This window comes from Annamia dubia NIES-4383 (assembly GCF_055394725.1).
On sequence record NZ_AP025630.1, the window covers coordinates 1,021,097 to 1,034,919 of the forward strand.

9 protein-coding genes and 1 pseudogene are annotated in these 13,823 nt (G+C 35.2%); 6 read left to right on the forward strand and 4 right to left on the reverse strand.

The annotated features are described in order from the left end of the window. Positions 1-95 precede the first annotated feature (95 nt). On the forward strand, positions 96-2,252 hold the full coding sequence (locus Anndu_RS04700) for a Tex family protein (RefSeq protein WP_464103263.1): 2,157 nt from the start codon (positions 96-98) through the stop codon (positions 2,250-2,252). A gap of 100 nt (positions 2,253-2,352) precedes the next feature. Here the strand turns inward: Anndu_RS04700 and Anndu_RS04705 are convergent, their stop codons facing one another. Beyond that, positions 2,353-3,060 (reverse strand): hypothetical protein, encoded by a 708-nt coding sequence (locus Anndu_RS04705; protein ID WP_464103264.1) that lies wholly within the window; start codon positions 3,058-3,060, stop codon positions 2,353-2,355. 105 nt (positions 3,061-3,165) lie between these two features. Here Anndu_RS04705 and cobU point away from each other — a divergent pair, with 105 nt between their 5' ends. The 4 genes from cobU (at position 3,166) to minC (ending at position 6,366) form a co-directional block, all read left to right on the forward strand. After that, positions 3,166-3,726 (forward strand): bifunctional adenosylcobinamide kinase/adenosylcobinamide-phosphate guanylyltransferase, encoded by a 561-nt coding sequence (cobU, locus tag Anndu_RS04710; RefSeq protein ID WP_464103265.1) that lies wholly within the window; start codon positions 3,166-3,168, stop codon positions 3,724-3,726. A gap of 83 nt (positions 3,727-3,809) precedes the next feature. After that, positions 3,810-4,244, forward strand: coding sequence for a QcrA and Rieske domain-containing protein (locus tag Anndu_RS04715; RefSeq protein ID WP_464103266.1), 435 nt, complete (start codon positions 3,810-3,812; stop codon positions 4,242-4,244). Positions 4,245-4,347: 103 nt separating this feature from the next. After that, positions 4,348-5,505, forward strand: a complete 1,158-nt coding sequence (locus tag Anndu_RS04720) for a glycosyltransferase family 4 protein (RefSeq protein WP_464103267.1) — start codon at positions 4,348-4,350, stop codon at positions 5,503-5,505. A gap of 60 nt (positions 5,506-5,565) precedes the next feature. Continuing rightward, positions 5,566-6,366: a septum site-determining protein MinC gene (gene minC / locus Anndu_RS04725; RefSeq protein WP_464103268.1), complete on the forward strand. Its 801-nt coding sequence runs from the start codon at positions 5,566-5,568 to the stop codon at positions 6,364-6,366. A gap of 87 nt (positions 6,367-6,453) precedes the next feature. On the opposite strand, the gene Anndu_RS04730 is transcribed toward minC, so the two are convergent. Together Anndu_RS04730 and Anndu_RS04735 are read right to left on the reverse strand one after the other, a co-directional pair. Beyond that, positions 6,454-7,458 (reverse strand): metallophosphoesterase family protein, encoded by a 1,005-nt coding sequence (locus Anndu_RS04730; RefSeq protein ID WP_464103269.1) that lies wholly within the window; start codon positions 7,456-7,458, stop codon positions 6,454-6,456. 8 nt (positions 7,459-7,466) lie between these two features. After that, positions 7,467-8,354, reverse strand: a complete 888-nt coding sequence (locus tag Anndu_RS04735) for an ABC transporter ATP-binding protein (RefSeq protein WP_464103270.1) — start codon at positions 8,352-8,354, stop codon at positions 7,467-7,469. A 320-nt stretch (positions 8,355-8,674) separates the two neighbouring features. Here Anndu_RS04735 and gltB point away from each other — a divergent pair, with 320 nt between their 5' ends. Then, on the forward strand, positions 8,675-13,318 hold the full coding sequence (gene gltB, locus Anndu_RS04740; RefSeq protein WP_464103271.1) for a glutamate synthase large subunit: 4,644 nt from the start codon (positions 8,675-8,677) through the stop codon (positions 13,316-13,318). 216 nt (positions 13,319-13,534) lie between these two features. Here gltB and Anndu_RS04745 read toward each other — a convergent pair. After that, positions 13,535-13,655, reverse strand: a pseudogene (locus tag Anndu_RS04745) (transposase); the annotation flags it as partial. Between the last annotated feature and the right edge of the window lie 168 nt (positions 13,656-13,823).

Sequence of the window (13,823 nt, forward strand, 5' to 3'; positions counted from 1 at the left end):
TAATACTAAAAAATTAATTATTTAAAAATTATTGAAATCAACTCAATTTTATGTTATAATCAAAGGCAGTTATTAAATTATCTGACCGTTAAATAATGATTAATATTTCCCAAATTATTGCTAACCAACTTGCCCTTAATCTTAACAATATTAATAATGCTTTAGAGTTATTAAATGAAGGTGCAACTATTCCTTTTATTGCTCGTTATCGTAAAGAAAAAACAGGCTCATTAGATGAAGTTCAATTACATAATATCTGCGATCGTTTTAATTATTTAACAGAATTAGAAAAAAGAAAAGAAACAATTATTAAAAGTATTGAAGAACAAGATAAATTAACTGAACAATTAAAACTAAAAATTGAAAATTGTTTGGATAAAAATGAGTTAGAAGATTTATATTTACCCTATAAACCGAAAAGACGGACAAGGGCAACCATGGCCAAAGAAAAAGGTTTAGAACCTTTGGCTAACTGGATTAAAACTCTTAATCTACCACTATCCAAAACCGAGTCTTTAGAGGCTGAAGCTCAGAAATATGTCAATCAAGAAAAAGAGGTTTTATCCGTTGAAGATGCTTTAAATGGGGCAAGTCATATATTAGCAGAAGAAATCGCCGATCAAGCAGAATTAAGAGCTTATTTGAGAAATTATTTATTTAATAATGGGTTTTTCACTTCTAAAATTAAAAAAGATTTTCCTGAAGGTACAACTAAATTTGAAATGTACAGAGATTATAAAGCGAGTGTTAAAAATATTAATTCTCATAATTTATTAGCTTTATTTAGGGGAGAAGCAGAAAAAATCTTAACTTTAGACTTAGAATTTGATGAAAATATCGTTATTAATTACCTTAATTCTACGGAAATTCGCAGTAAAAATCCCTTGGTCAGAGTATTTTATGAAAAAATGTTAAAAGATAGTTTTAATCGGTTAATTAAACCCTCTTTAATCAGAGAAATTAGGAGTGATCGCAAAGAATGGGCGGATTTAGAGTCAATACAAACCTTTGAAGCTAATTTAAGACAATTATTATTATCACCTCCGGCCGGCATGAAGCCCACGATGGCAATAGATCCGGGTTTTCGCACGGGTTGTAAAATAGCGATTCTTTCACAAACCGGACAATTTTTAGAATATCAAGCCATTTTCCCCCATAATGGAGATTATAAACGAAAAGAAGCCACTCAAATTGTGCAAAGTTTAATCAACAAATATCAAATTCAACTAATAGGAATTGGTAACGGTACAGCCTCAAGAGAAACGGAACAATTTATCACAGAAACTATCAAAAATATTGATCCTAAACCGATTAAAGTTATCGTTAATGAGTCGGGGGCATCTATTTATTCAGCCAGTGAAGTTGCCCGATCTGAATTTCCCGATTTAGATCTTACTGTCAGGGGTGCAATTAGTATCGGCAGACGTTTACAAGATCCCTTAGCAGAATTAGTTAAAATTGATCCCAAATCAATCGGAGTTGGGCAATATCAACACGATGTTGATCAAAAATTGCTTAAGAAAAAATTAGATGAAACTGTTGAAAGTTGTGTTAATTATGTGGGGGTAGATTTAAACACCGCCTCAAAAGAATTATTAACTTTTGTATCAGGAATTAACTCAACTATTGCCAATAATATTATTACTTATCGCAACCAAAATGGGGCATTTAAAAATCGTCAACAACTCCTGAAAGTCTCTAAATTAGGAGAAAAAGCCTTTGAATTATCAGCAGGATTTTTGCGCATTCGTGGAGGTGATAATCCTTTAGATAATACAGCCGTACATCCAGAAAGTTATACGGTAGTAGAAAAAATTGCTAATAGTTTAAATGTCAATTTACAGGAAATCAATAAAGTCAGCACCCGATTAAAAACCTTAAATTTAAAAAGTTTTGTGACTGATAGCATTGGTTTACCAACTTTGCAAGATGTAATAGCAGAATTAGAAAAACCCGGCCGGGATCCAAGGGCTGAATTTAAGTATGCAACCTTTCAAGAAAATATTACCGAAATTAGTGATTTAAAAGAGGGTATGATCCTAGAAGGAATTATAACTAATGTGGTTAATTTTGGTGCTTTTATTGATATTGGAGTGCATCAAGATGGTTTAATACACATATCCCAATTATCCGATCAATTTGTGAGCGATCCCAATCAAATTGTTAAAGTGGGACAAGTTGTTAAAGTTAAGGTTTTAGAAATCAATCAACAATTAAAAAGGGTTAGTTTATCACTTAAAGATCTTAAATAAAGCCGTTTTAAAACTTTCAAGCAATTTGAGAAGAAAAATTTGATTGCACTGGCATTTTTCTTAGTAATTTGTGATCATAAAAATCACAAAGTCATAATTTTTAATGATCACAAATGCTACTATGTAAAATGACTAAACTTTCTGCTAATTGGGTTAAACGGGTTTCAATTTTCTTTTTTTCTGCTAAAAGTTGTTGTAATTTTTGATAACGGGCGATCGCTATAGTAACTTCCCCTACTTGATCCGCAGGGCAAGACTGTGACCAAATTTTTCCTGTTTTATCCCTACCACAAAGATGATAACCAAAACGGGGAGATTGATAACTAATATTATTTTCTGTTAATTCTTCAATATAACCCATAAGATGATCTTGATTAGCTTTGCGGGTTTGATTACTAACACAAAAAGAGATATTTTGATGAGATTCTAACCAACAATCTAATAAAGGCCCTTCTTGATAAATTGCTTGTATTTTTTGATGAATATCTATTAGTGAATTTTGCCATTGAATCACTTTTTTTTGTAAATCTGCTAATAAATTCATGGGTAAAGCAGAATTACTAATATAAAGATGGGAAGAATTAGATTGATTTTTAATTTGAAAGTTAGGTAAGGATAAAGCAGTTTGATTTTTAACTGTTGGAGATAATTCTGTTTCTAAATTAATATCTTTAGTATGACAATGATCATTTACTTTTTCTACTTTTTGTGATTCAAAAGTTAGTTTAGTTTTCTGATCATTGTTATTTTGATATTTTTGATTTAATCTTTTTAAAGTTGCTTCGATTTTTTTTAATTGAGAACTCATAATCTTGATTTTAATTTGATCAGTTTAGATAATTTTAATAGATATTTGACAATTTACCATTGATAATTAACAATTTTAATCATGGACATCAAAAATTCAATTAAGATGACATCATTTTCTCATCATTCTTTAATTTTGGTAACGGGAGCGACTCGATCAGGTAAAAGTGAATGGGCTGAAAAGTTAGCCACTCAAACTAATTTACCTGTGATCTATGTGGCTACGGCCACGATCGATCCTGATGATCAACAGTGGCAAGATCGCATTCAAAAACATCGGCAAAGGCGGCCGTCAACATGGCAAACCCTAGAAATTTCCCACAATTTAGCCCAAAAAATTATAGAATTAAATAATAATTATTGTTTATTAATAGATTCTTTGGGTACTTATGTGGCTAATTGTTTGGGGGAAAATGAGCAAATTTGGCAACAAAATCAAACCCAATTACTTGATAGTTTAAAACAGTGTGTTAATCCCATTATTTTAGTAGGAGAAGAAACTGGCTGGGGCGTTATTCCCCCTTATGAAAGTGGCCGAATTTTTCGGGATCGTCTCAGTCATTTAATTCGTTTGATCGGGGCGATCGCCGATCCTGTTTATTTAGTTACAGGTGGTCACGCACTTAATTTAAAATTATTAGGAGAACCTTTATCAGTTGACAATTGACCATAAATAATTGATAATAATTAATTAGGTTTAACTATTACTTTTTTAACAATAACTATTAGCTTAAATCTTAGGCAAAAAATATGGATCGTCGTCAATTTTTAAGTTTTGTGGGTCTTGGTTTGATCGCAAGTTCTTTACCCGTTGCGATCGCCGCTTGTTCATCCAAAAATAAAAACAATCAAACTAATTCTAACCCCGATAATAATAACAATAACAATAATTTGATCAATCTTGGATTAATTAGTAAATTAGAACAAGAAGGACAATTATTAAATAAAGATCAAGAAATTATTGTAATCAAAAATCCCGACAATGATCAATTAATTGCCTTGAGTGCAAAATGTGATCATAAAGGTTGTTTAGTTAACTGGAAACCCGATCAAAAAATCTTTGAATGTCCTTGTCATGAAGCACAATTTGCCATTGACGGCAAAGTTTTAAAAAAACCAGCCACTTCTGATTTAAAAATCTATTCAGCTATCAACCAAAATGGATCAATTTTTGTTAAAATTTAATTAAAAACTATTAGTTATTAGTTATTAGTTATTGCAATCTTAAATAGTTTGTCAGAAATTAATTACCTTTTAAAAGATCAAGCCTTGTTACCAATAACAAATAATGAAATTATTATTAATTGCTGAAAGATTTTTCCCAGATTTAGGAGGAGTTTCCCGTAGTGCTACCCGTCTAACCCATAGTTTTTTAAAATTAAATATTCAAGTTGATGTTGTCGTTTGGAGTCGCTTTCTTCCCGCCGGAGAAATTATCAAAGATCTAGCCCAAAATTGTCCCCAAAATCTTAATATTTATCGAGTAGGACTGTATAAAAATTGGGATTTAACCATGATTAATACCTTAAATTTATTAGATATTTTACATCAACAAAATCATTATAATTTTATTTGGGGACATTATTTATTTCCCTCCGGTTTTTTATCAGTTTGGTTTGGTAAATTAAATAATATTAAAACCCTAATTAGTGCCAGAGGAAATGATGTTGATCGTGGCGTTTTTCCCCCCGGAGATTTTGCTCGTTTACAATGGACTTTACAACAAGCTGATTTTATTACAGCCGTTAGTCAAAACTTAGCTAAAAAAATTAATTTAGTTAGTCAAAGAACGGATACAATTGTAATTAAAAATTCAGTTAATACCGATCTATTTAAAGCAACTTTATCACCTCAAGAAAAATTAACTTTAAAAGCAGAATTAGGGATTGAAAAAGATAGTTTGATTTTAGGATTTTCAGGGGAATTAAGAGAGAAAAAAGGACAAAAATATTTATTACAAATGTTAAGAGAAATAAGAGAAAAATATCAGAATATTTATCTGTTAATTATTGGAGAAGTAAGGAATACTCAAGAAGCAATTTTACAAAATTATAGCGTTGAATTTCCCGAAGACTATCAACAAATTATGATCACAGGTCATATCGAAGACACTAATAAAATTGCCCAATATTTACAACTTTGTGATCTATTTTTATTACCTTCAATTTGGGAAGGTTTACCTAATAGTTTATTAGAAGCAATGGCTTGTCAATGTTGTTGTTTGGCCAGTGATGCCGGAGGTATTCCCGAAGTAATTAAACACGGTGTTAATGGTTTTATTTTACCACGTCAAAAACTTAATTTTTTAGCACAAGCAGTATTAGAATTAATCGAATTAGATCACACAACTAAACTCAAAATTACTCAATCAGCTAGGGAAACAATTGTAACAGAATTTAGTTTAGAACAAGAATTATTGACATTAAAAAATATATTGACTAATTGATAAATATTTACCTGTGATCTATTTTAAGTTATGATTAATTTGTATTTTTAAGTTAATTCCATGACTGACGATCTCACTAATTCCAATTCTACTCCTGTTGTCTCTTTAGTTGACTGCGATCTGCAAGTACGTCTCAAAAGTGAAGGTGACAAAGTTTTAATTATTTTACCTCCGGCCGAGTCTAACAATACTGTAACTAATTGGTCTGAAATTTGGGAATCTTTACAAAGTCGGATCAATAGTCAGGAAAAGTCATGGAGCGATCGCACGGACGTTCATTTAATAGTTAAAGATCGATTACTGGATACCCGCCAATTACAAATGATCGAGGAAACTTTAACACAGGTTGATCTGCAGTTAAAAAAAGTGATCACCAGTCGCCGTCAAACCGCCGTAGCTTCTGTGATGGCGGGATATTCCGTTGAGCAGGAACTTCCCGATCTTTTAACTCCCGAAACTGAGGATATTTCGATTAATAATGTCATTGAACCTTTATATTATCAAAATACGGTGCGATCGGGGGTGGAAGTACGTCATCCGGGGACAATTATTATTATGGGGGACGTGAATCCGGGTGGTATTATTACCGCAGAAGGAGATATTTTAATTTGGGGGCGTTTAAGAGGCCTTGCCCATGCTGGGGCTAAAGGAAATCGTAAATGCCGTATTATGGCTTTAAAAATGCAACCTACTCAGTTAAGAATAGCTGAGGCCATCGCTCGGCCTCCCGAAACAATTTTAGAACATTATGAACCGGAAATCGCTTATATTAGTCAAGATGGAATTAGAATTAGCCCCAGTGAAAATTTTAATCAAATGTTTAATTTTTCTGAAAAAGTTAATGCTTGGCTTGAAATTTAAAGTTTCAAAAATTGACAATTGATTGTTAAAAATTACCTCTAATTTATCAATTGTCAATTGTCAAGTTTTAACTAATTAATATCATTTTTAATGACAAAGATCACTACCTCGATCGCTGAAAGTTTCGCCAATTTCTGGTACAAATTCCCAACTGTAACTCTCGGAATGTAAAGTTAATTTTAAAACCCCATAAGTATTACTATTTTGTACCTCACTATTAGGCTGAATTTTGACAACGGGATAATGACTTCTGCCCCCCATACCTAACACAAATTGACGCATTCCTTGACCATAATCTAAATTACCCTCACTATCTTGAGGCGCAAACCTCTCATAATGATGATCATGGCCGCTTAAGACTACCTCTACCCCCGCCTGATTAAGTGTTTTCCAGATTTGATCTAACTGAGCATGATTGCCATGTTTGCCCGAAGAAAAACGAGGATGATGAAAATAAGCGAGGGTACATTGATTTTTGTGAGCCTCTAAATCCTCTTTTAACCACTGCATTTGAGGAGAATTTTCATCACAACCCCCAATATTGGAGCAGTTAGAATTGAGGGCGATCAGATGCCAATTACCTAAATTATAACTATAATAACCTTTTGCCCGATCACCGGCCCTTTCTCCAAAATAATCATAATAACCTTTTGCATTATCCCTGTAATATTCATGATTACCTGCAACGGGATAGGAAATATCCTTAACTCGCCCCCAACTAGGATCATAAGACTGCTCAAAAGTTGATAAAATGCCATATTCATATTGATTATCCCCTAAAGGAAGCACGGCGGTTAAATTGGCATTAATTAATAGATCAGAAGTGGCTTTTTGACGACAACTTTGCTCCGTGCCATTACCATTATTAAAATTGCCATTGGCTGGATCACAGGCTATATCACCCGCCGCCGCTATCACCAGATCATTTTCGGTGATCGTGGGTTGTTTATTTTGCTGTGTGATATTCTGATTAGTAACTTGATTATTCTGAATATTCTCTGTTGAATTAGCATTATTAATTTGATTTTGTGTGATCCAACCGATCACTAAAAGACAAAGAGGAAGTAAAATTCTCGTTAAATACATAGTCATAATTTAGTTTATTTGGTAACTTCTAAATAAATATGTTCTAATTTTATCGGTTCTTTGGTAATAGAATCAATTTTTATATTTTCAAATAATTCTAAAACTTCTTTTAATTCTATCATTTTTGGCAACCAAAAAGCCAAATTTTTCCCATAATATCTATATTGAAAATCTAACTCTTTTCCCCGTGCGATCGCCTCATTTTCTTGAGGAGTTTTAATGGTAATAATTTCTTGAGCCGGAATTAATTTTTTTAAATTTTCTAAACTATCTTCAATCATTATTTTACCGCTCTTTAAAATACCAATTTTTTGACAAAGTTTTTCCACTTCATCTAATAAATGGGATGTTAATAAAATCGTCATACCTTCAGTTTTTAAAAATTCAATTAATTGCCACATTTGAAAACGAGATTCAATATCTAAACCAGTGGTGGGTTCATCTAAAATTAATAGTTGAGGTTGATGGATCAAACTAACAGCAATATTTAATCTTCTTTGCATACCTCCGCTTAATTTTTCCACGATCATATTACGTTGATCTAATAAATTTACAGCCTTTAAACACCAATCAATTCTACTTTGTAAATGTTGTTTATTAATACCATATAATCTAGCAAAAAAAGCTAAATTATCTTGACAAGTTAAAGATTGATAAAGTAAATTTTCTTGAGGACAAATACCAATTAAAAGTTGATTTTTTTTTGTTAAAGGTTGATCATTAAAAATAATTTCACCCCGATCCCAATCCAATAAACCACAAATACAATTAATGGTAGTAGTTTTCCCCGTACCATTAGCACCTAATAAACCATAAATTTGACCTTTTTCAATCGTTAAATTTAATCTATCTAAAACGAGATTTTGTTGATAAAGTTTTTGTAAATTATTAATTTTTAACATTTTTAATTAACATCATTGAACTTGATTTATTCTCCAATATACTTTAGCACAAAAATCTTGTCAGTGAAGGCCTAGAAGCTTATACTATGACAAATTACTTTTCAAATTAAATGGCCAGAAAATTAAAATTAAATTCAATCTCAACCTAACAAAGTAATGATCTTACGCCATTAAATCTGATTTTTAAAATGGTGATTGTTGAGAATGGATACCAAAAATAAGTTATAATGTATGATCCTGTAATTTTCAAGCTTAAAATGGAAGGTGGCATGGCTACCCTACGCAATTTATTTTATATTATTTAATCTCTAATTTTTATTATGGAAAAATCTCTCAATTTGAACCAATCATCTAATAGTAATATTTCTGTTTCTTCTAATTCTGAAAATGCCAGTCAAGGGCAATATTGGCTAACAGAAGAAAGGGATGCTTGTGGCGTTGGTTTTATTGCTTATCAAGACGGACATCCCTCTCATCAGTTGGTTTTACAAGCTTTAGATGCTTTGGGTTGTATGGAGCATCGTGGAGGGTGTAGTGCTGATAATGATTCTGGTGATGGTGCGGGAATTATGACAGCTTTACCCCATAAAATTTTGACAAAATGGTTTACTGATCATAATATTACTCCCCTTAAACCTGAAAATTATGGGGTGGGAATGGTATTTTTACCCCAAAATGATGAGGAAGCAGAATTAGGAAAAAAAGATATTGAAGATGCAGTTAATGAAGTTAATTTAAAAGTAGTTGGATGGCGTGAAGTGCCAGTTAAACCGCAGGTTTTAGGTATTCAGGCCAGAGAAAATCAACCCCATATTGCTCAAATTATTGTAACATCACAAAGCCCTATTTCTGGAGATGAATTAGATCGCCGTTTATATATCGCTCGATCGCAGGTAGGGAAAAAGTTGAGCGATCATTTTTATATTTGCTCTTTCTCTTGTCGCACTATTGTGTATAAGGGTATGGTGCGATCGATCATTTTGGGAGAATTTTATGAAGATTTAAAAAATCCTGATTTTGAGAGTAATTTCGCCGTTTATCACCGCCGTTTTAGTACAAATACTATGCCTAAATGGGCTTTTGCTCAACCCATGCGTTTATTAGGGCATAATGGAGAAATTAATACTCTGATCGGTAACAATAATTGGATGAGTACAAGAGAATTACATCTGAGTGTTAACGGCTGGACAAACGATGAATTAGAGAGTTTAACCCCTATTGTTAACAATAATAACAGTGATTCCTACAATTTAGACAGTGTAATGGAATTATTGGTGCGCACAGGCAGAAGCCCCCTAGAAGCGGCCATGATCCTTGTGCCAGAAGCCTATTTATTCCAACCCGAATTAAAAGATCACTCGGAAATTGTAGATTTTTATGAGTTTCACCGAGGCTTACAGGAGGCATGGGATGGCCCTGCCCTCTTAGTTTTCAGTGATGGTAAAACCGTTGGGGCTTGTTTAGATCGTAATGGTTTACGCCCTGCCCGTTATAGTATTACCAAAGATGGTTATATTATCGTGGCTTCTGAGGCAGGTGTAGTCAATATTCCAGACGAAAATATCATCGAAAAAGGACGTTTAGGCCCTGGCCAGATGATCGCCGTAGATTTTACTACCAAAGAAGTCTTAAAAAATTGGGATATTAAAGCCAGAATTGCACAAAAAAATCCCTACGGTGATTGGATAAAACAACATCAAATTACATTAGAATCTGAGGAATTTAATCAAGAGAATCAGATTAATAATGAGCATTTATTACAGTTACAAACTGCTTTCGGTTATACAGCCGAAGATGTAGACATGATCATTCAAACGATGGCACAGGAAGGAAAAGAGCCTACTTTTTGCATGGGTGATGATATTCCCTTAGCGGTGTTATCGAATAAGCCTCGTTTACTCTATGACTACTTTAAACAGCGTTTCGCCCAAGTAACCAACCCTGCGATCGATCCGTTACGGGAAAGTTTAGTCATGTCGTTAAGAATGTACTTAGGAAAACGGGGTAATATTTTAGACATTAAACCTGAATATGCCCGTCAAATAAAATTAGAAACTCCTGTTATTAATGACACCGAATTAGATCAGATTAAAAATTCTGGTTTTAAGGTAGCACAATTATGTACACTCTTTCCCATTAAAGAAGGCACAAAAGGCTTAGAAAAAGCCATTAATAACCTTTGTTTACAAGCAGAAAAAGCAGTAGAAGAAGGGCAAGAAATTTTAATTTTAAGTGATCGTGCCAGTGCCAAAATTGAAGCAGAAAGTAGTTATATTCCCCCTCTGTTAGCAGTGGGTGCAGTGCATCATCATTTAATTAAAAAAGGCTTACGTTTAGAAACTTCCTTAATAGTTGATACCGCCCAATGTTGGAGTACCCATCATTATGCCTGTTTGGTAGGTTATGGAGCTTCTGCCATTTGCCCCTACTTAACCTTAGAGACGGTGAAAAGTTGGCTTAAGTCAGAAAAAACTCAGAACTTAATCAAAAATGGTAAAATTGAAAATATAACCTTAGATCAGGCTCTGAAAAACTACGTTAATGCCGTTGAAGCAGGATTACTCAAAATCCTCTCAAAAATGGGTATTTCCTTATTAACCTCCTATCACGGAGCGCAAATTTTCGAGGCGATCGGGCTTGGTGCAGACGTGATCAATACCGCTTTTAAAGGCACTGTCAGCCGTGTAGGTGGTATGAGTTTAGAAGATGTGGCACGGGAATTAATAGCGGTACATTATCGTGCTTTTCCTAAATTAACTCAGAAAAAATTAGAAAATTACGGTTTTGTTAACTATAAACCGGGGGGTGAATATCACATGACTAGCCCCGAACTAGCCAAAAATCTCCATAAAGCCGTAGCTGATAAAAATTATGACTTTTATGAGGTTTATAAACAGAGCTTACACGATCGCCCTCCCACAGCATTACGAGATTTATTAGAATTTCACAGCGATCGCGCTTCCATCTCACTTGATGAAGTTGAGCCAGTGGAAGATATTGTTAAACGCTTCTGTACAGGGGGGATGTCTCTAGGAGCATTGTCACGAGAGGCACATGAGACTTTAGCCATTGCCATGAACCGGATGGGTGCAAAGTCTAACTCAGGGGAAGGAGGGGAAGATCCCACTCGCTTTATTACCCTTGCCGATGTGGACGAAAACGGCAATTCGCCTACCTTTCCCCATTTAAAAGGGTTGCGTAATGGTGATACCGCCAACTCAGCCATTAAACAGATCGCTTCGGGGCGCTTTGGTGTTACCCCCGAATATTTAATGAATGCCAAACAGCTTGAAATTAAGTTAGCACAAGGAGCGAAGCCCGGTGAAGGGGGTCAACTTCCGGGCAAAAAAGTTAGCCCCTATATCGCCTCTTTGCGTCTTTCTAAACCCGGAGTTACCTTAATATCACCACCCCCTCACCACGATATTTACTCGATCGAAGACTTGGCACAATTAATCTTTGATCTCCATCAAATTAACCCCGTGGCCAAGGTTTCCGTCAAATTAGTTGCAGAAATTGGTATCGGTACGATCGCCGCCGGAGTTGCCAAAGCTAACGCCGATATTATCCAAATATCAGGACATGACGGTGGTACAGGAGCATCACCCCTAAGCTCGATCAAACACGCCGGATGCCCTTGGGAATTAGGTTTAACCGAAGTTCACCGCACTTTGATGGACAATAAACTGCGCGATCGAGTGATATTACGCGCAGACGGAGGCTTAAAAACAGGTTGGGATATTGTGATGGCGGCGCTCATGGGTGCTGAAGAATACGGTTTCGGCTCCATCGCCATGGTAGCGGAAGGCTGTATCATGGCGCGGGTATGCCATACCAATAACTGCCCTGTGGGGGTTGCAACCCAACAGGAACGGCTCAGAGAGCGTTTTAAAGGCGTACCTGCCAACGTGGTCAACTTCTGTTATTTCGTAGCGGAAGAAACCCGCACGATCTTGGCACGTTTAGGCTACCGTAGCTTAAATGAACTGATCGGACGTTCTGACCTCTTAAAACCCCGTACAGACGTAGAATTGAGCAAAACCAAGGGCTTAAACCTTGACTGTTTAATTAACCTTCCTGACGTTAAGAGCGATCGTACATGGCTACATCATGAGGCCACTGCCCACAGTAATGGTCAAGTCTTAGATGATACCATCTTAACTGATATGGCCGTACTAGATACCATTGAAAATCAAATCACCCTCACCAAAGAGATCAAAATTATTAACACCGATCGCTCCGTTGGGGGACGAATTTCCGGCGAAATTGCCAAAAAATATGGCAATCATGGCTTTACCGGACAATTAAATCTGAAATTTAAAGGATCAGCCGGACAAAGTTTCGGAGTCTTTAACATTTCAGGAGTTAATTTATACCTTGAAGGGGAGTCAAATGATTATGTAGGCAAAGGAATGAACGGAGGAGAAATTGTGATTGTACCACCTCCCGCCGTACCCTACGAACACTCAGAAAGCTCGATCGTTGGTAATACCTGCTTATACGGTGCGACAGGCGGTAAATTATTTGTGAATGGACGTGCGGGAGAGCGTTTCGCCGTGCGTAACTCCAACGCCCAAGCCGTAGTAGAAGGCACAGGGGATCACTGCTGTGAATATATGACAGGGGGAGTTATAGTCGTGCTTGGGAAAGTAGGGCGTAACGTGGGTGCAGGTATGACAGGAGGCTTAGGCTACTTCTTAGATGAAGAAGGGAACTTTGCCGAAAAAGTCAACCCTGAAATCGTGAAAATTCAACGAATTAGCAGTAAAATTGGGGAACAACAATTAAAAGAATTAATAACTGCCCATGTAGAAAAAACAGGCAGTAAAAAAGGTAAATTAATCTTAGAAAATTGGAGTGAATATTTACCTAAATTCTGGCAAGTTGTACCTCCATCTGAAGCAAATTCACCTGAAGTTACAGACGAAATTAAATCAGAAGAAAAAGCCTTAACTTCTGTTTAATTAATGTTGGGATGAGCGATCTTAATTTTAAGATTGCTCATCTTAATGTTGAATACAGCATTTTGCATAACGATTAAGTACAGTAACAACAGTGGGTAAAATAATGAGCCAGTTGTTCATCTGAACATAGCTTTACTCCTCAGTCGAGCAGTTTAGTCACTGCTTCCTTGTTTTTTGGTGCAAATTTACGGATAAATGCTTTGAGTTGCCACCATAAATGTTCGATGGGATTAAATTCTGACGAATAGGGCGATAGATACACCACCCTTGCTCCTACTGCCTCGATCATTTCTTTGACTCGCGCTACTTTATGTGCTTTGAGATTATCCATTACCACCACTGCCTCTGCCCATAATTTTGGTACTAATTCTGACGAATGGACATATTTCCTCGTATGCACTGACTATTTTTTGGCGTAAATCTAAAGAATAAGGTTTCATTTGGTGCAATGATTGATTAATGTTTGAATTTGCGATCGCTGTTTGAAGTAGCAATTATGGCTATA